This window comes from Polaromonas sp. P1_G1 (assembly GCF_056405595.1).
The window spans coordinates 1-18775 of sequence record NZ_JBFUBU010000022.1; the positions used below are offsets into that span (position 1 = coordinate 1).

Consider the following 18775-nt stretch of genomic DNA (forward strand, 5'->3'; position numbering starts at 1 on the left):
GGGTCTGGCTAAACTCGCCTTCGGCTCAAACAACGCCAGCCCTGATCCGCTTGTCTCTGCGCTCCTCGGCCCAGCCAGGACGGGGCAATCGGGAGCGGGGACAGAAGACAGAAATACCAAGAAGACAAATACAAACAAGGACTCGCCACGGCGAGTCCTTGTTTCTTCAGGTATTCGGTATTGGTATTCACTCCCCACCCCTTGTGGATGCGCAGAGGAGCGGAGGTTCAGGCGGATCAGGGATCGCGTTGTTTGAGCGAAGCGAGTTTAGCGAGACCCCGTCTGGACCGAGCACCGCAGGTTGCCCGCAGCGAAGCGGAGGGACGCAGCAACCAGGGTCGCCTTTTCTTTTGGCGAAGCAAAAGAAAAGTGAGTAGCCGCCGGGCTACCCCCGGCCAGCAACCCTCAGCAGAGAGCGCAAAGGCCGGGCAAGACCGGCCAAGAGAAAGAACCACAGATAATCTCTCTATGCGAATCCGATTCACCAAAATGCAAGGCGCCGGCAACGATTTCGTCATGCTCGACGAAACCCGAGGCTCCTTGGGCCTGACCACCGCCCAGTACCGTTTCCTCGCCGACCGCCACTTCGGCGTAGGCGCCGACCAGATCCTCACGGTGCGGCCGTCGCCTGCAAAAGGCATTGACTTCGAGTACGTGATCCACAACGCCGACGGCGGCGAGGTGGAGCAGTGCGGCAATGGCGCGCGCTGTTTTGTGCGTTTTGTGCGCGAGCAGGGGCTGACGGACAAGGATGTTGTGCGGGTCAAGACCCTGAGCGGCATCATCGAGCCGCGCATGCAGGCCGATGGGCGCGTCACGGTCGACATGGGTGCGCCGGTGTTCGAGCTCACGCGTGTTCCTTTCGACGCTTCCGGGCTCGTGGCGACTGCCGAAGGCTCATGGGAAAAATGGCCACTGGAGCTGCCGGGCCAGGCGCAGGCCGCGCCGCTTTTCATTGGCGCTTTGTCCATGGGCAACCCGCATGCGGTGCAACTGGTGGACGACGTGGATACCGCGCCGGTTCTGCAGACCGGTCCGCTGATCGAAAACCATGCGCGTTTCCCGCGCCGTGTGAACGCCGGCTTCATGCAGGTGGTCTCGCGCGGGAAGATACGCCTGCGTGTCTACGAACGCGGTGTGGGCGAGACGCTGGCCTGCGGCACGGGTGCCTGCGCGGCGGTGGTGGCCGGCATACGCTGGGGCCTGCTCGATACGCGCGTGGACGTGATGACGCTCGGCGGCCAGCTCACGATTGAATGGTCGGGGCGGCTCGATGCACCCGTCATGATGACCGGGCCGGCCACCACGGTGTTCGAGTCCGAGATCGAAATTCCGGACACGATCTGAGCGCTTTCGGCGCAAGCGGATGTAACGCGAACCACCAGCGACCTTTGCGCGGGCCGCAAAACTGAGGACAATGCCAGCATGAACCCAACCGAACATCCCATCACCGAAGACGACATCGCCAATTTCCTGGCCAACACGCCCGACTTCTTCGAGCGCCACGCCGAGTTGCTGGCTTCGGTGCAGTTGTCCAGCGGCCACGGCAACCGCGCCGTCAGCCTCCAGGAACGCCAGGCGCTCATGCTGCGCGAAAAAATCAAGGGCCTGGAGACGCGCATGGTCGACATGATCCGCCACGGCCAGGAGAACGTGGGCATCGCCGACAAGATGCAGCGCTGGACGCGCAAGCTGCTTCAGGCCGCGCAGGCGCGCGACCTGCCCGGCGCGGTGGTCGAGGGCATCACCACCGAGTTCCTGATTCCCCAGGCGGCCATCAAGATCTGGGACGTGAACGGCATTTTTTCCGACGAAAGCTTCGCCACCGGTGTGAGCGAAGACGCCAAGGCCTTTGCCTCTTCGCTGGGCGCGCCCTACTGCGGTGTGAATTCGGGTTTTGAAGCCGCCGGCTGGCTGCCCGAACCCGCCGTGGCGCTGTCGATGGCGATGATCCCGCTGCGCGCCGCCCCGGGCGCGGAAGCCTCCGGCCTGCTGGTGCTGGCTTCGCCCGACCCCGAACGCTTCCACAGCGGCATGGGCACCGACTTCCTCGAGCGCCTGGGCGAACTCGCCAGCGCGGCGCTGACGCGCCTGCGGCCCCAGCAGGTGGCGGCCGCATAAACACCACGGCCATGGCGCAGACGTTCCCGCTCGCGCCTGAAACCGGCGGCGCCGAGCCTGCGCCTGTGCCGCCATCGCACCCCCTGGTCGAACGCTACCTCGAGCACGTTCGCGTGGAAAAGCGCCTGGCCTCACGCACCGTGGAACTCTATGCGCTGGACCTGCAAAAACTCGAGGCCAACGCCCGGCAGGCCGGCGTGCAGCTGACCGAGGTTCAAAACATCCACCTGCGGCGCTGGGTCGCGCAGATGCACGGCGCGGGGCGCAGCGGCCGCGGCATCGCACTCATCCTCTCGGGCTGGCGCGGTTTTTACACCTGGCTGGGCCGCGAGGGCCTGGTCAAAGGCAACCCGGTGCAGGACGTGCGTGCCCCCAAGGCCGCCAAGCCCCTACCCAAGGCCTTGAGCGTGGACGAGGCCGTGCAGCTGGCTGCCTACCAGGCCGACGTCACCGACGGTGACCCCTTGCTGGCGCTGCGCGACCAGTGCATCACCGAGCTGCTGTACGGCTGCGGGCTGCGCATTGGCGAACTGGTGGGGCTGGACGTGCAAGCCAGCGCCCAGGCGCGCGGCTGGATAGACATCGACGCGGCCGAGGCCCATGTGCTCGGCAAGGGCTCCAAGCGGCGCAGCGTGCCGGTGGGGGGCGCGGCGCTGCAGTCGCTGCGGCAGTGGCTGGCGGCGCGCGGCGGCTGGGCGCGCGAGGACCAAGCCCTGTTTATCAGTGAGCGCGGCACGCGCCTGACGCCGCAGCACATACGCGTACGCCTGAAGCAGCGCTCCTTGAAGGCCGGGCTGGCCACGCCGGTGCACCCGCACATGCTGCGCCATTCCTTCGCCAGCCACGTGCTGCAGTCCAGCGGCGACCTGCGCGCCGTGCAGGAACTGCTGGGCCACGCCAACATCACGACCACGCAGGTCTATACGCGGCTGGACTTCCAGCACCTGGCCAAGGTCTACGACGCGGCGCATCCGCGCGCGGTGTCAAAGGCCGGCATGGGTGTGGCGCCACCGCTTGTGACCGACCAAGCCGCCACGCCGAAAGCGACCAAGACCGGCAAGGCCTGAGCCGGCGCGAAGCAGCGCCGGGACCGTCTCAGGCGGCCTTGGGCCGGTCGCGCCGGGGTTGCCGCAGGGGCTGCGCTTCCCCGAGCATGAACACCGCGCGCTTGCTGTCGGTGGAAGCGGCGGCCAGGCGTTCTTCGAGCTGTGTCAGCAGGCCCTGCGCATTGGAGCCCTGGTGGGGCACCAGCGCATAGGCCACATGCACCTGCGCCACGCAATCCACATGCAGACCCTTGTAGGGCATGAGGCAACGCGCCACGATGCGCGGCCCCAGCGTGCCGGCGTCTTCCGCGTTGAACGGGCCTTCCACCAGCATGCCGAAGCGCCGTTCCGACAGCCGCGCCGCGCTGTCGATTTCGCGCGCGGTGGACAACAGGCGCTCGGCCACGCGCAGCGGCAGCTCGTCGGCCGCCTTGCGCCCGAAGTCACGCTGGATCTGCTCGGTATTGACCAGGTCGATGATCATCACGGCGCTCTGATGGCGCAGCCGTTCGGAGCGCGCGATCATGCGGATCAGCCGTTCAGCGAACACATGGCCGTTGATCAGGCCGGTCGCCGGGTCCACCCGGTCCAGGCCCTGGATGCGGCGTATGTTTTCGCGGCGCTGCTGGCTGCGCAGCATCAGCACCAGCATGACGATGGGCAGGTGCAGCGCCACTCCCAGCTGCATGCCATGCTGAGTCAGGAAGCCGATGGGCACCAATTCGGCGTTGCGCGCAAGGGTCCAGCCGGCGGCGACCAGCACCGGCACATAGGCCAGCATCAGCCAGGGCGCGAAACGGTCGCCGCGCCGCCAGGCCCAGCCCATGACCAGCATGCCGCTGAACTGCAGGAGCAGCATGATGGGGATGAACACATCCATGCGCGAGGCGGCAGGCAGCAGCACCAGCAGCACGGCCGTGAGCGCGCCCAGCACCGCCTGGCCGACCATCAGCCAGTGCAGGCGCATGGAGCGTTCGGGCAGGGCCACGGCCGCGGAAATGAACAGCAACGTGGCCGCGGCTGTCAACATGGGCAGCACCGAGGTCGCGACGTCGCTCCAGCCCGGCCAGGCGGGCCACAGGTGCAGGCCGGCGATGCCGGTGACGGTGGCCTGGGTCAGCCCCAGCAAGGTCACGCACAGGGCGTAGAAGCCATAGGCGGAGTCGCGTAGCGACACAGCGCCCAGCGCCGAGATCAGCGCGGCCAGGCCGGTCAGCCCAAAGAAAATCCCCAGGATCAGCGAGACGCGTTGTTCGGAATAGCTGAGCCGCCCCTCGCTGATGAACTGTAGCGGTGCGCTGAAGGGGTGGCCGTTTTCCAGGCGCAGCAGGTAGTTGGAGGGAACCTCGGCAGACAGTGCGATGGGCAGCAGCGGATGGCGGTGCGGCACCGGCCATGTGTTGACCGCCACCAGGTCGCCGGCTCGCTGCTCGGTCCACTGGCCGGCGCCGTCCAGCGTGTACAGCGACGCCCGGTCTATGGACGGGTAGGGGACCTCGAGGTACCAGCGTTCGTTATCGGGTGCGGGCGGCACGTTGAAGCGCACCCACATCGAATAGCCGCTGGTGACCGGATAGATCGCGTCGGCGTGCGTCGGCTTCCAGGGAATGTCGGGCGAGGCGGCGACCTGCTCGGGCGTGAACTTGCCGGTGGTGTCTATCCAGTAGTCGCCCCAGTCCTGCAGCGCCACCGGTTGTATCTGGGCGTCGAGGTCCAGCACCGTGCGCGAGCGGGCATCGAGGCTGGTCAGCGCCAGCAGCGAGCCCATCAGCAGGCTCATCGCCAGGCCCAGCAACAGGGTCCGTACAGCCGTGCCTCTGCGAATCACATTGCCTGCAATTGGCGTGTGTTTCTTCAACTGCACGGAAAAGTACTTAAAAATCATTAACCTGCGATTGTCGCAAACTTTCGCGAAAATTACAGTCCCTGTTTATGGGACAAAGGCGGGCGTTGTTTTGCGGTTCACTTGGGAAGGGCTGGGGCCGGTGCGCCCTGCCGCGACAATAGCGCCATGAAAATTATTCGATTGCGGGATGGCAAGGAGCGCTCCTTGCTACGGCGCCACCCCTGGATTTTTGATGGCGCCATCGCCAAGGGGGGCGGCGACGCCGGCGAAACGGTGCGGGTGGAAAGTCACACGGGTCAGTTCCTGGGCTGGGCGGCTTTCAGCCCGGCGTCCAAGATTCGCGCGCGGGTTTGGAGTTTTGACGAGGCCCAGCGCATCGACGCGGCTTTTTTCGCGGGCCGCATCGCCCAGGCCCTGAAGGCCCGGGAGCTGTTTGATATCCAGAGCGACGGCCGGCGCCTGGTCCATGGCGAATCCGACGGACTGCCGGGCCTGGTGGTGGACCGCTACGGCGACACCCTGGTCGCGCAGTTTTCCAGTTGCGGCGCGGAAAAGTGGAAAAGCGTGATCGTCGAGGCCTTGCTGGCCCAGACCGGGTTGACCCGTCTGTATGAACGCTCCGACGCGAGTTCGCGCGCGCTTGAAGGTCTGCCTGAAGTGACTGGATGGCTCAAGGGTTCCGGCGAGACCGGCATCACCATCACCGAACACGACTGGAAGCTCAGCCTGGACATCGCCGAAGGCCACAAAACCGGCTTTTACCTGGACCAGCGCGACAGCCGGCAGAAGTTTGCGGCCTACACGCGCCGTCTGGGCTTCGGGAGCGTGCTCAATTGCTATTGCTACACCGGCGGCTTCACCGTGGCCGCGCTGGCCGGCGGCGCCGGGCACGTCACGTCCATCGACTCGTCGGCCCCGGCGATTGAACGGGCCCGCGCCAACGTAGCGCTCAACGGCTTTGACGCCGGCCGTACCACCTTGCTCGACGCCGATGTGAACGCCTCACTGCGCCAGTACCAGAAAGAGGGCCGGACCTTCGACGCCATCGTGTTGGACCCGCCCAAATTCGCACCCACCGTGACGCACGCCGAGCGCGCCGCCCGGGCCTACAAGGACATCAACCGCCTGGCGCTGTCCATTCTTTCGCCCGGGGGCGTGCTGTTCACCTATTCGTGCTCGGGCGGCATCAGCGCCGACCTGTTCCACAAGATTGTGGCTTCGGCCGGCACAGACGCGGGTGTGGACGCCTTCATCTCTGAACGCATGGGCGGCGCACCGGACCACCCCATGACGGTGGCCTTCCCGGAGGGCGAATACCTCAAAGGGTTGGTGCTGGTAAAGCGGGTGGGCGGCTAAGAGCGTATAGCCCGGGGGGGCTTGACAGCCTCTGTAAAGTAACTGTTGGCCGAGGTGGTATTCGCCCGGGCCCCGCTTGGGGCTTGAACCCGCCGCTAAACTCCCCAGCTTGGGTTCTCGCGGCCCGCCCGCATCCCCGCAACCCTTCGTTTTTAGGTAGACACCATGAGCTTGATCCCCGTCACCATCCTCACCGGCTTTCTGGGCTCCGGCAAAACCACGCTGCTCAAGCGCGTGCTGACCGAGGCGCACGGCCAGAAGATCGCCGTCATCGAGAACGAGTTCGGCGAGGAAAACATCGACAACGAGATCCTGGTCAACGACACCCAGGAAAACATCATCCAGATGAACAACGGCTGCATCTGCTGCTCGATCCGCGAGGATTTGCGCGAAACGCTGCAGTTGTTGGCCGCCAAGAAGCGCAAAGGCCTGCTCGACTTCGACCGGGTGGTGATCGAAACCACCGGCCTGGCCGACCCCGGCCCGGTGGCGCAGACCTTTTTCATGGACGAGGAGATCGCCGAGCAGTACCTGCTGGACTCCATCCTGACCCTGGTGGACGCCAAGCACGCGGCCGGCCAGCTCAATGACCGCCAGGAGGCGCGCCGCCAGGTCGGTTTCGCCGACCAGATATTTATCAGCAAGTCGGACCTGGTGGCCAAGGACGAGGTCGACGCGCTGATGCACCGGCTCAAGCACATGAACCCCCGAGCCCCGCAGACCGCCGTGCATTTCGGCGAGGTGGCGATCAAGGACGTGTTCGACCTGCGCGGCTTCAACCTCAACGCCAAGCTGGACATCGACCCCGATTTCCTCAAGGAAGACGAACACGCCGGGCATGACCACGACCATGATCATGAGCACGGCGAACATTGCGACCACCCGTCCCACGCCCACGACGCCAAGGACGGGCATGAGGGTCATGGCCACCATCACCACCATGACGACGACGTCAAGAGCTTCGTCTTCCGCTCCGACAAGGCCTTCAGCCCGGCCAAGCTCGAGGATTTCCTGGGCGCGGTGGTCAATATCTACGGGCCGCGCATGCTGCGCTACAAGGGCGTGCTGAACATGGACGGCACCGACCGCAAGGTGATTTTCCAGGGTGTGCACCAGCTCATGGGCAGCGACCTGGGGCCCGCCTGGGCCGAGGGCGAGAAGAAAAACAGCAAGATGGTGTTCATCGGCATCGACCTGCCCAAAGATATTTTTCTGCAGGGCCTGGAGCAGTGCCTGGTTTGAGGTAGGCTGTCCGCCTGTAGCCTATAAAAGGCGGAGGGCTTCATGTTTGTCTCGATTCTCCAACGATTTGTTTTTTGGGTGTCACAGGGCGCTGGCGAGCCGCTACAATCGCGCGCCGACCAAAATACCCGGAAAACCGGATCGGGAGGCCAGTCAGGCACAAAACCAGCTAAAAAGCGGGTTGAGGACCGCGTTTTAGCGGTTCCCAGGACTGGCGGGCGGCGGACAAACCAGGAAATCTGGCAACAGCTAGGGTTGGACTATCGCACTGCGGCAGTCTGGCCAGGAAGCCGCCGCAGAGGCCCCCGGGCCGTTCCAAGGCTGCTTTCCAGAGGAGACACATTGTGAAAGCCCCAGCGAAGAAGACCAAAACGCCCGCCAAGGCTGCAGCCAAACCGGCCGCCAAGACAGCCGTGAAGGCCAAGACGGCGCCCAAGGCAGCCGCCAAAGCCGTGAAAAAAGTTGCCAAGCCCGTGGTCAAAGCCAAGCCGGCGCCCAAACCCGCCGCGAAAAAGGTTGCGAAGCCGGTGCCCAAGGCGGCACCCTCGAAAAAACCTGCCGCAGCCGTCAAGAAAACCGCTGCCAAGCCTGTGCCTTCCAAGGCCAAGGCCGTCGCCAAACCCGTCAAGCCAGTGCTCAAATCCCCACCAAAACCCGCCGTCAAACCTCCCGCAGCCAAAGCCGCCGCAAAACCCGTAGCCAAGCCGGTACCGCCTGTGGCCGCCGTTGCGCCGGCTCCGGCCGCGGCTCCCGTGAGGGCCGGGCTCGCCGCCCCGCCTCCCCTGAAACCCGGCCGGCGCAGTTCCGCCCGGGTCGCCACCCAGTCACCCCCTCCCGCACCCATGGTGCCAACCCATGCGCCCGACGCAGCCAAAGCCAGTTACTCCACAATGACCGAACGCGTGATCGCGCCGCCACCCCAGGCGGCGGCCAAAAAAGACCCCAAGCTCGCCAACAACTGGAAGACCAAATCCGCCGAGCAGCTGACAGACGACGAAGTCAAGGCCATGCCCGACTCCGAGTACATGAATGAAAAGCAGCTGGCCTTCTTCCGCCACAAGCTGTCGGTGCTCAAGCAGGACATCCACAACAGCGCCGGCGAAACCACCGAGCACCTGCGCGAGGACACCGTCGTGGTGCCCGACCCGGCGGACCGCGCCACCATCGAGGAAGAGCACGCCCTTGAATTGCGCACCCGCGACCGCGAGCGCAAGCTGCTCAAGAAAATCGAGCAATCGATCGCCCGCATCGACTCCGGCGACTATGGCTACTGTGACGAAACCGGCGAGCCCATCGGCGTGGGCCGGCTGATCGCCCGCCCCACGGCCAACCTGTCCCTGGAAGCCCAGCAGCGCCGCGAACTCAAGCAAAAGATGTTTGGCGATTGACGCCAGGCTGCCGATTGAAGTATTTTTAGTTGTCCTCCCATGTCCAAAGAAGATACCGCTTCAGGCCTGCTGTCCAAGATGGTGAAGTTCGTCCGGAATCCGGCCACGAACTGGGCCGACCTGGACGCGGCCCCCACGGACCGGGACGAAGCCATGAGCAAGCAGTTGCTCAAGGAAATGATAGAGCGCAAGCGGCAGAACGACTTCGTGCGCAAGCGCGAATTCGACATGCTGCGCAAGATGCGCAAGCGCGAAGCCATGGTCGGCGTCGGCCAGGATCCGGGCGGGCGGCCTTCGTTCTTCCAGAGCAGCATGCCGTCCAAGCCCGACGACAGGGCCACCACGCTCAAGAAGATCGACGAGATCGAAGCGCAGATGTCCATGCAGTGGTGGAAAACCAAGAATGGCGGCATCCCCGACAGCACGCCACCGCATGCCTCGCCTACGGGCGCCAGGAATCCCTCGGTCCAGGCGCCCCTGCTGGACAACGCCTTGCCGACGGCCTACAGGGCCACGGCCCCGGCGGGCCTGAGCCATAAAAAACCCGAACCGACCACGGAGGCCTCTCCGCTGGACGCCTCGCCTACCGCGCCCGACTCCCTGTCCATCGCCCTCGCGGAGGCGCGCGCCGGCGGCGCGCCGCCGCAGCGACGAAGGCGGCAGTTCCGGCTTTTCGCATTCCAAATTCAGCGCCGTCGATGTAGACGAAGGGGTCGAGCATGACGCCGAACTCGAAGAAGCGGCCATCCGCTTTGCCAACGGCGACGATGCCGGTGCCGAAGCCGGCCTGTTGGAAATCCTCGCCCCGAACGGTTCGCGCACCGGCCATGCGGACACCTGGCTGACGCTGTTCGACCTGTACCGCGCCACGGCCCAGCAGGACAAGTTTGAAACCGCCGCGATCCAGTTCGTCGAGCGGTTTGACCGGTCGGCGCCGCAGTGGTTCTCCATGCCCGACATGGTGAAAAAACTCAGTGAGCCTGCAAGCGGCAAAGCTGCCAACGGGCCCGCGGCCGACTGGGTATGCCCCTCGGTGCTGGGTATACAGACGGTGGCCGCGCTCAAGGCGGCCATGGCCAAGGCCCCGATGCCGTGGCGGCTGGACTGGAAAAACATCAAGTCCATTGAGGCCGCCGCGGTGGAGCCGCTGTACAAGGTTTTCAGCGGCTGGGCCGCCCAGCCCGTCCAGCTGCGTTTCATGGGCGATGCGCAGCTGCAGAAAGTATTGCAGGACGCCACGCCCTCGGGCAGCCGCGACACGGCCCAGAACTGGTGGCTTTTGCGCATGGAGGCGCTGCGCGTCACGCACCGCCCCGACGACTTTGAGCTGGCTGCGCTCGACTTCTGTGTCACCTATGAAGTTTCCCCACCGGCCTGGGACAGCGCGCGCTGTGAATACAAACCCATAGACGCCCAGGGCGGCGTCATGAGCGGCCAGGCCATCATCGGCGATGTCTACCGCGACTCGATGTCTTCCAGCCTCAGCTCCATCGAAGGCGACACCCAGATGGATGCACCGAGCTCTCAGATGAGCAACCTGCTGTCGGTGGAACTGTCCGGCCAGGTGCAGGGCGATGCGATCGCGGTGCTCGACAAGCTCGAAGCCAAGCTGATGGGCGCCGATATGATGCTGATCTCCTGCTCCAAGCTGATCCGCGTGGATTTTTCCGCCGCGGGGACGCTGCTCAACTGGGTGTCGGCCCGCGAAGCCGAGAACCGCGCGGTGCAGTTCTCCGACGTCAACCGCCTCGTGGCCGCCTTCTTCAATGTGATCGGCATCACCGAGCACGCAAGGGTCATGGTGCGCGTCGACTGACGCGGACCGCGCCCACTTCGGCCCTGTGCAACGGGGCCGTTTTCAATCGGTTTTTTCCTCCCGCATTTCATCCGCCACTGGGTGCGCCGCTGCCCGTGGCGGGCCGCCCGCGCCCGCTATCTGGCGCGTGTGCATGCTGTTGTTCCCTGTGCAAGCTGGCTTGGTCGCTATGGTTTCTATAGCGAGTCCCGCGGCCATTGCTCGTAATGCAGACGTGAGAGAGGGAAATAGTCCCGCTTTTTCACGCTGCCTTCACCTGCCAGGCACTGTTGCCTTAAAGCAATACTTTCATTGCAGCGTCTAAGTGCTTAATTTAGAACGCTTTTTGATTTTGGCTTTTGCATCCACAGACGCTTCTAAGTCCTTGATTTCATTGAAAAAATTTGTTTCAAATCCCTTGTTTGCAAATGGTTTCCTGCTAAAGTGGGAGGAAGTGCAATTTAGTGGTGAAAAGTGTTCTCTAAAGGTTTTTAGCAGTGTTTCAAGGCGCCTCATCGTTAGCTCTCGATACCAAAGGTCGGCTCTCCGTGCCGACCCGGCATCGTGACGTGCTGAGTGCCACTGCTTCCGGCCAGCTCACCATCACCAAACACCCGCACGGCTGCCTGATGATTTTCCCTCGCAACGAGTGGGAAAAATTCCGTGACCGCATCGCCTCCCTGCCGATGCAGGCACAGTGGTGGAAACGCATCTTTCTCGGCAACGCCATGGACGTCGACATGGACGCCACCGGCCGTGTGCTGGTGTCGCCCGAACTGCGCGCGGCGGCGGGCATCAGCAAGGATACGGTGCTGCTTGGCATGGGCAGTTACTTCGAACTCTGGGATGCCGCGACCTACGCGGCCCAGGAAGCCGAACAGATGAAGGGCGAGATGCCCGATGTCTTCAGAGACTTTTCGTTCTGAAAGAAGACGGTGAACGGCACATGGATACACCGCACCGTCCTGTTGAACGAAGCCATAGAGGCGCTTCTTGTCAACCCGGACGGCCACTACGTCGACGCGACCTTCGGGCGCGGCGGGCACTCGCGGCTGTTGCTGTCGCGGCTCTCGCCCCAGGGGCGGCTCATCGCCTTCGACAAAGACCTCGACGCCATCGCCGAGGCGCAGACCATCACCGACCCGCGCTTTTCGATACGCCACGAGGGTTTTATGCACTTGGGCCAGCTGCCCGCCGCCAGCGCGGCCGGCGTGCTGATGGACCTGGGCGTGAGCTCGCCGCAGATCGACAACCCGGTGCGCGGTTTTTCGTTTCGGCAGGAGGGGCCGCTCGACATGCGCATGGACACCACGCGTGGCCAGAGCGTGGCCGAGTGGCTGGTGGATGCATCCATAGAAACCATGGCGGAGGTGATTCGTGAATATGGCGAAGAACGGTTTGCTCAACAGATTGCAAAGGCGATTGATCGTCGCCGACAGGAACGGGGCCCTCTTCGAACCACCGCTGAGCTGGCCGAAGTCGTGGCTGGCGCGGTCAAAACCCGCGAGCCGGGCAAGGACCCTGCAACGCGCACATTTCAGGCTCTTCGGATTTTCATCAACGCCGAGCTTGAAGAGCTGCAACAGGCGCTAGCCGCGTCACTGAAAGTTCTCCAACCGGGAGGCCGTCTGGTGGTGATCAGTTTTCATTCGCTCGAAGACCGCATCGTCAAGCAGTTCATCGCCGCGCATTCGCGCGAGGTGTTCGACCGCCGTGCCCCTTTTGCCGAACCCAAGGCCATGCAGCTCAAGGCGCTGGGCCGCACCAAACCCAGTGAAGAAGAAGTCGACGGCAATCCGCGTTCGCGCAGCGCAGTGATGCGTGTTGCCGAACGCACTGAGGTGGCCGCATGAATGCCGGAGCACAGTCATGGCGCGCTTGAACCTCGTGCTGCTTCTTGCTGTGCTGGCCAGCGCGCTTTACCTCGTGCGCACCCAGTACGAGTCGCGCCGCCTCTATGTCGAGCTTGAGAAGGCGACGGCCGAGGCGCGCAAGATCGAAATGGACAACGAGCGCCTGCAGGTGGAAAAGCGCGCGCAGGCCACGCCCCTGAAGGTCGAGAAGCTGGCCAAGGAAAAGCTGCAGATGCGCACGGTGACACCCGCCATCACGCAGTACGTGACCCACAAGGACGCCCCGGCTGCACCGGCTTCCGCGGCTGAGGGCGCCAGGCCATGAGCCGCAGCGTTCTTTATTCGTCCAGCCCCCTGCTGGCCAGCAAGACACCCGTCTGGCGCAGCAAATTCATCGTGGCCGGCATCGCGCTGGCCTTTGCCGGGCTGGCCGGCCGTGCGGCTTACATCCAGATTTTCGGCAATGAATTTTTCCAGCGCCAGGGTGAGGTGCGCTTTGCCCGCACGCTGGAGCTGCCCGCCAACCGCGGCCGCATCCTGGACCGCAACGGCCTGATCCTCGCGTCCAGCGTACCGGCATCCAGCATCTGGGCCATTCCCGAGGACGTGGAAGCCAGCAAGCCGCAACTGGCCGAACTGGCCCTGTTGCTGGAAATGCCGCTGGCCGAGCTCAGCAAGAAACTGGGTGACGAAGACAAGACTTTTGTCTGGCTCAAGCGCCAGGTCGACGAGCCGGTGGCGAAAAGAATCCACGCCATGGGCATCAAGGGCATTTACCAGCGCAAGGAATACAAGCGCCAGTACCCCGAAGGCGAAACCGTGGCCCACGTGGTCGGCTTCACCAACGTCGAGGACCGCGGCCAGGAGGGCATTGAGCTGGCCTTCAACAAGGACCTGGCGGGCAAGGCCGGTTCGCGCCGTGTGATCAAGGACCGCCTGGGCCGTGTCGTCGAGGATGTCGGCGAGCAGATGCCGCCCGTCGAAGGCAAGGATATCCAGCTGAGCATAGACAGCAAGGTGCAGTTCTTCGCCTACCAGAAGCTGCGCGACGCGGTCATCGCGCGCAAGGCCAAGGCCGGCAGCGTCGTCGTGCTGGACTCCACCACCGGCGAGGTGCTGGCGCTGGCGAATTATCCCAGCTACGTGCCCGACAGGCGGAAGAACCTGACCGGCGAGCAGTTGCGCAACCGGGCTCTTACCGACACCTTCGAGCCCGGCTCCACGATGAAGCCGATCACGGTCGCCATGGCGCTCGAGGCCGGGCGCATCAAGCCGCAGACCATCATCGAAACCGGGCCAGGGCGCTACAGCATCGGCGGCTTCACCATCAGCGACACCCACAACTACGGCACGCTGACGGTGGAAGGCGTCATCCAGAAGTCCAGCAACGTCGGCGCGCTGAAGATCGCGCAAAAGATGAGCGCGCAGGAAATGTGGGACACCTACATGGCGCTGGGCTACGGGCAAAAACCGCAGATACAGTTTCCCGGCGCCGTCACGGGGCGTGTGCGGCCCTGGAAAACCTGGCGCCCCGTCGAGCAGGCGACGATGGCCTATGGCTATGGGCTGTCGGCCTCGCTGTTCCAGATGGCGCACTCCTACACCGCCTTCGCGCACGACGGCCAGATCATTCCCGTCACCATGCTCAAAAGCAGCGAACCCGCCGTGGGCGTCAAGGTTTTTTCCGCGGAGAACGCGCATGCCGTCCGCCGCATGCTGCAGATGGCCGCCGCTCCCGGCGGCACGGGCCCGCTGGCGCAAACCGTCGGCTATTCGGTGGGCGGCAAATCGGGCACGGCGCACAAGCAGGTTGGAAAAGGTTACGCCACCAACAAATACCGCGCCTGGTTCACCGGCATGGCGCCCATCGAGGCTCCGCGCATCATCGTCGGCGTGATGATCGACGAGCCCGGCGACGGCAACTACTTCGGCGGCGTGGCCGCCGCGCCTGTTTTCAGCGAGGTCGTGCAGCAGACGCTGCGCATGATGGGCGTGCAGCCCGACATGAGCGTGAAACCGCAGATCACCACCCAGGCCGTGGAGGAGTCGTTTTGAGCACGCAGCTCCACACCCCTGAGCAAGCCGCCGGCTGGTTGCGCGAGCGCGTGAGCGGAAGCCTGCGCACGGACAGCCGCAAGCTGGCCCCGGGCGATGGTTTTATCGCCTGGCCCGGCGCCGCCACCGACGGGCGCAAGTTTGTGGGCGGCGCCCTGGATGCGGGCGCCACGGCCTGCCTGGTCGAACAGGAAGGCGCGGCCGCCTATGCTTTTGAGGACGGCAAAGTCGCTGAATACGCCGGCCTCAAGGCCGCGACCGGCCCCATCGCCGCCGTCTATTTCAAGGAGCCGAGCCGGCAGCTGCGGATTTCCGCCGTCACCGGCACCAACGGCAAGACCTCGACCGCCTGGTGGCTGGCGCAAGCCCTGGGCCGGTTGGGGCGCAAATGCGGCCTTATCGGAACGCTGGGCATTGGCGAGCCGGGCGCCATGGTTTCCAATGGCCTGACCACGCCCGACCCGGTGCTGCTGCAGCAAGAACTGCGGCGCTTCGCCGACGAAGGTTTTGCCGCCTGCGCGCTGGAAGCCTCCTCCATCGGCGTGGTCGAGCACCGCCTGGACGCGACCGCCATCGAGGTCGCCATCTTCACCAATTTCACCCAGGACCATCTCGACTACCACGCGTCGATGCAGGCCTACTGGGAGGCCAAGGCCGCGCTGTTCGGCTGGCCGGGGCTGAAGGCGGCGGTCATCAACATCGACGACGCCAAGGGCGCCGAACTCAAGGACTCCCTTGCCGGCAGCGGCCTGGATCTCTGGACCGTCTCCTGCGTGGAACCGGCGCGCCTGCAGGCGCGCAACATCGAGCACGGCACCGATGCGCTGAGTTTTGACGTGGCCGAGGGCGCCGAAAGCCACACGCTGGCCGCCCGGCTGGTGGGCCAGTACAACGTGTCCAACCTCCTCGGCGTGCTGGGGGCCCTGCGTGCCATGGGTGTGCCGTTGGCCGATGCGGTGAAGGCCTGCGCCGGCCTGCTGCCCGTGCCCGGCCGCACCGAGACCCTGGCCGTGCCGGGCCGGCCGCTGGTGGTCATCGATTACGCCCACACGCCCGATGCCCTCGAGAAAGTGCTGCTCGCCCTGCGGCCGGCCGCGGCGCACCGCGGCGGCCAGCTATGGTGCGTGTTCGGTTGCGGCGGTGACCGCGATGCGACCAAGCGCCCATTGATGGCGGCAGTCGCTGAAAAGAACGCCGACCAGGTGGTGGTCACCAGCGACAACCCGCGCAGCGAGAACCCGCTGGCCATCATCTGCCAGGTGTTGCTGGGCCTGAGCCACCGCGATGCCGTGCATGTGCAGGCCGACCGCGCCGCCGCCATCACGCATGCCCTGAGCTTGGCCGGGCCCGAAGACGTGGTGCTGCTGGCCGGCAAGGGCCACGAGAGTTTTCAGGAAGTGGGCGGCGCCAAGCTTCCCTTCTCCGACCGCGAACATGCGCAGGCGGCGCTTGATGCGCTCGCCGCAGCCCCGCAAGGAGGCCGGCCATGATGCGCCTGCAGCAAGCCCTCGATTGGCTGCCCGACGCCCGCCTCGTGGGTGACGGCGGCGTGCAGGCCGTGCGCGTCAACACCGACACGCGCAGCCTGCAGGCCGGCGACCTGTTCGTGGCGCTCAAGGGCGAGCGTTTCGACGCCCACGACTTCCTCGCGCAGGCCAAGGCGCAAGGCGCGGTCGCGGCGATTGCCCACCACGGGCTGGCGCAAGCCGGCCTGCCGGGGCTGGAGGTGGCCGACACGCGGCTGGCGCTGGGGCGGCTGGCGGCTGGCTGGCGTTCGCAGTTCCGCCTGCCGCTGGTGGCGGTCACGGGCAGCAACGGCAAAACCACCGTCACGCAGATGATCGCTTCGATACTGCGCGCCTGGAAGGCCGACAAGGCCTTCGCCACCGAAGGCAACCTCAACAACGACATCGGCGTGCCGCTCACGCTGCTGCGCCTGTCGGCCGTCCATGAAGTAGGTGTGGTCGAACTTGGCATGAACCACCCCGGAGAGATCGCCTACCTGGCCGAACTCACCAGGCCTACCGTCGCGCTGGTCAACAACGCGCAGCGCGAGCACCTCGAATTCATGGCAACGGTGGAAGCGGTGGCGCGTGAGAACGGCTCGGTGTTCCAGTCGCTGGATGCGGCCGGCACGGCGGTCTTTCCGGCCGACGACGACTACACCCCGCTATGGCGCGAGCTGGTCGGCAAGCGCAAGGTGATGACCTTCGCGCTCTCGGGTGCCGCCGACGTCACCGGCACCGCGCAATGGGAGGGCGGCTGCTGGAAGGTGGCCGCATCCACTCCGGCGGGCAGCACCGATTTCTCGCTGCACATCGCCGGCCGGCACAACGTCAAGAACGCGTTGGCCGCCGCGGCCTGCGCGCTGGCGGCAGGTGTGCCCCTGGCTGCTATCTCCGCGGGCCTCTCGGCTTTTGTGCCGGTCAAGGGCCGCTCCCGCGCCATCGCCGTGGCCTTGCCGGGCCGGGTGTTGACGCTGGTCGACGACAGCTACAACGCCAACCCCGACTCCATGCGCGCCGCGCTGGAAGTCCTCGCCGAACTGCCCGGCCCGCGCCTGATGGTGATGGGTGACATGGGCGAGGTCGGCGACCAGGGCCCGCAGTTCCACGACGAGGCCGGGCGCCATGCGCGCGCGCTGGGCATTGAAAAACTCTTCACGCTGGGCGAGCAGTCCAGGCAGGCCGCGGCCGGTTTCGGTGGCGCGCAAATTTTCGGCGGCATGGACGAACTCGCCGCCGCCGTGCTGGCGGAGCTGCCCCACACCGGCAGCGTGCTGGTCAAAGGCTCCCGCTTCATGAAGATGGAACGTGTGGTCCAGGCCATCACGGCCCATGCGCAAGATCAAGATCAAGCTCAACACAAGCAAAACCATAAGGAAGAGCCCCATGCTGCTTAGTCTGGCCCAGTGGCTCCAGTCACTTTCCCCCGAGTTCGGGTTCTTCAGGGTGTTCCAGTACCTGACCTTCCGCGCCGTCATGGCCGCGCTCACCGCGTTGCTGATCGGCTTGCTGGCCGGGCCCTTTGTGATCCGGCGGCTCATCTCGCTCAAGATCGGCCAGCCCATCCGCCAATACGCGATGCAGACGCACTTGAGCAAGAGCGGCACGCCCACTATGGGCGGTGTGCTGATCCTGCTGGCCATCGGCATCTCCACGCTGCTGTGGTTCGACCTGTCCAACCGCTTTGTCTGGATCGTCCTCATCGTCACGCTGGGCTTCGGCGCCATCGGCTGGGCGGACGACTGGCGAAAAGTGGTGCTCAAGGACCCGGAAGGCATGCGCTCGCGCGAGAAATACCTCTGGCAGTCCCTCATCGGCCTGGTTGCGGCGCTGTACCTGGTGTTCAGCATTTCCGAGAGCTCCAACCTGCGCGTGCTCGAGCTGTTCTTCAGCTGGGTGCAGTCGGGCTTTGACGTGAACCTGCCGCCCAAGGCCGGCTTGTTGGTGCCTTTCGTCAAGGAAGTCAGCTACCCGCTGGGTGTTTTCGGGTTTGTGATCCTGACCTACCTCGTGATCGTCGGCTCCAGCAACGCCGTCAACCTGACCGACGGCCTGGACGGCCTGGCCATCATGCCGGTGGTCATGGTGGGCTCCGCGCTGGGCGTCTTTGCCTATGTCACTGGCAGCTCGGTCTATTCCAAGTACCTGCTTTTCCCGCACATCCCTGGCTCGGGCGAACTGCTCATCTTCTGCTCGGCCATGGCCGGCGCGGGCCTGGCCTTCCTGTGGTTCAACACACATCCGGCCCAGGTCTTCATGGGCGACGTGGGCGCGCTGGCGCTGGGCGCAGCGCTGGGCACCATCGCCGTCATCGTGCGCCAGGAGATCGTGCTGGCCATCATGGGCGGCATCTTCGTGGTCGAAGCGCTTTCCGTGATGATGCAGGTGACCTGGTTCAAATACACCAAGAAGCGCTACGGCGAAGGCCGCCGCATCCTCAAGATGGCGCCGCTGCACCATCACTTCGAGAAAAGCGGCTGGAAAGAAACGCAGGTGGTCGTCCGCTTCTGGATCATCACCATGCTGCTGTGCCTTATCGGCCTCTCCACCTTGAAGCTCAGGTAACAG

Annotated in this window: 16 protein-coding genes; 15 read left to right on the forward strand and 1 reads right to left on the reverse strand. The window is 64.9% G+C overall.

Annotated features, from left to right (window positions below):
- Positions 1 to 468 precede the first annotated feature (468 nt).
- From dapF to AC1D1Y_RS12720, 3 genes are all read left to right on the forward strand, one after another.
- Positions 469 to 1347 (forward strand): diaminopimelate epimerase, encoded by an 879-nt coding sequence (gene dapF / locus AC1D1Y_RS12710; protein WP_477682651.1) that lies wholly within the window; start codon positions 469 to 471, stop codon positions 1345 to 1347.
- Positions 1348 to 1425: 78 nt separating this feature from the next.
- Entirely contained in the window at positions 1426 to 2121 is a 696-nt protein-coding gene (locus AC1D1Y_RS12715; protein WP_477652967.1) for a DUF484 family protein, read from the forward strand.
- An 11-nt stretch (positions 2122 to 2132) separates the two neighbouring features.
- Positions 2133 to 3188 (forward strand): tyrosine recombinase XerC, encoded by a 1056-nt coding sequence (locus tag AC1D1Y_RS12720; protein ID WP_477682652.1) that lies wholly within the window; start codon positions 2133 to 2135, stop codon positions 3186 to 3188.
- 28 nt (positions 3189 to 3216) lie between these two features.
- On the opposite strand, the gene AC1D1Y_RS12725 is transcribed toward AC1D1Y_RS12720, so the two are convergent.
- Positions 3217 to 5031, reverse strand: a complete 1815-nt coding sequence (locus AC1D1Y_RS12725) for a sensor domain-containing diguanylate cyclase (RefSeq protein WP_477682653.1) — start codon at positions 5029 to 5031, stop codon at positions 3217 to 3219.
- Positions 5032 to 5178: 147 nt separating this feature from the next.
- Here AC1D1Y_RS12725 and AC1D1Y_RS12730 point away from each other — a divergent pair, with 147 nt between their 5' ends.
- From AC1D1Y_RS12730 to mraY, 12 genes are all read left to right on the forward strand, one after another.
- Entirely contained in the window at positions 5179 to 6369 is a 1191-nt protein-coding gene (locus AC1D1Y_RS12730; RefSeq protein ID WP_477682654.1) for a class I SAM-dependent rRNA methyltransferase, read from the forward strand.
- A gap of 165 nt (positions 6370 to 6534) precedes the next feature.
- The gene (locus tag AC1D1Y_RS12735; RefSeq protein WP_477682655.1) at positions 6535 to 7611 is read left to right on the forward strand and encodes a CobW family GTP-binding protein; all 1077 of its coding nucleotides are present in this window, start codon (positions 6535 to 6537) and stop codon (positions 7609 to 7611) included.
- 344 nt (positions 7612 to 7955) lie between these two features.
- Positions 7956 to 8999 (forward strand): RNA polymerase-binding protein DksA, encoded by a 1044-nt coding sequence (dksA, locus tag AC1D1Y_RS12740; protein ID WP_477682656.1) that lies wholly within the window; start codon positions 7956 to 7958, stop codon positions 8997 to 8999.
- A 39-nt stretch (positions 9000 to 9038) separates the two neighbouring features.
- The gene (locus tag AC1D1Y_RS12745; protein ID WP_477682657.1) at positions 9039 to 9722 is read left to right on the forward strand and encodes a hypothetical protein; all 684 of its coding nucleotides are present in this window, start codon (positions 9039 to 9041) and stop codon (positions 9720 to 9722) included.
- A 67-nt stretch (positions 9723 to 9789) separates the two neighbouring features.
- On the forward strand, positions 9790 to 10815 hold the full coding sequence (locus AC1D1Y_RS12750; RefSeq protein ID WP_477682658.1) for an STAS domain-containing protein: 1026 nt from the start codon (positions 9790 to 9792) through the stop codon (positions 10813 to 10815).
- 476 nt (positions 10816 to 11291) lie between these two features.
- Positions 11292 to 11720 carry a division/cell wall cluster transcriptional repressor MraZ gene (mraZ, locus tag AC1D1Y_RS12755; RefSeq protein ID WP_411877957.1) on the forward strand — a complete coding sequence of 143 codons (429 nt, stop codon included), beginning with the start codon at positions 11292 to 11294 and terminating at the stop codon, positions 11718 to 11720.
- Positions 11721 to 11729: 9 nt separating this feature from the next.
- Positions 11730 to 12647, forward strand: a complete 918-nt coding sequence (rsmH, locus tag AC1D1Y_RS12760; protein ID WP_477682659.1) for a 16S rRNA (cytosine(1402)-N(4))-methyltransferase RsmH — start codon at positions 11730 to 11732, stop codon at positions 12645 to 12647.
- A 16-nt stretch (positions 12648 to 12663) separates the two neighbouring features.
- Entirely contained in the window at positions 12664 to 12972 is a 309-nt protein-coding gene (ftsL, locus tag AC1D1Y_RS12765; RefSeq protein ID WP_477652975.1) for a cell division protein FtsL, read from the forward strand.
- On the forward strand, positions 12969 to 14702 hold the full coding sequence (locus tag AC1D1Y_RS12770) for a peptidoglycan D,D-transpeptidase FtsI family protein (RefSeq protein WP_477652976.1): 1734 nt from the start codon (positions 12969 to 12971) through the stop codon (positions 14700 to 14702). Before ftsL ends, AC1D1Y_RS12770 begins: the two co-directional genes overlap by 4 nt.
- Positions 14699 to 16192 (forward strand): UDP-N-acetylmuramoyl-L-alanyl-D-glutamate--2,6-diaminopimelate ligase, encoded by a 1494-nt coding sequence (locus AC1D1Y_RS12775; RefSeq protein ID WP_477682660.1) that lies wholly within the window; start codon positions 14699 to 14701, stop codon positions 16190 to 16192. Before AC1D1Y_RS12770 ends, AC1D1Y_RS12775 begins: the two co-directional genes overlap by 4 nt.
- Positions 16189 to 17604 (forward strand): UDP-N-acetylmuramoyl-tripeptide--D-alanyl-D-alanine ligase, encoded by a 1416-nt coding sequence (locus tag AC1D1Y_RS12780; protein WP_477682661.1) that lies wholly within the window; start codon positions 16189 to 16191, stop codon positions 17602 to 17604. The genes AC1D1Y_RS12775 and AC1D1Y_RS12780 overlap by 4 nt, the downstream gene beginning before the upstream one ends.
- A complete protein-coding gene (mraY, locus tag AC1D1Y_RS12785; protein ID WP_477682662.1) occupies positions 17594 to 18772 on the forward strand; it encodes a phospho-N-acetylmuramoyl-pentapeptide-transferase in 1179 nt (392 codons plus the stop codon). The genes AC1D1Y_RS12780 and mraY overlap by 11 nt, the downstream gene beginning before the upstream one ends.
- The last annotated feature ends 3 nt before the right edge of the window (positions 18773 to 18775 follow it).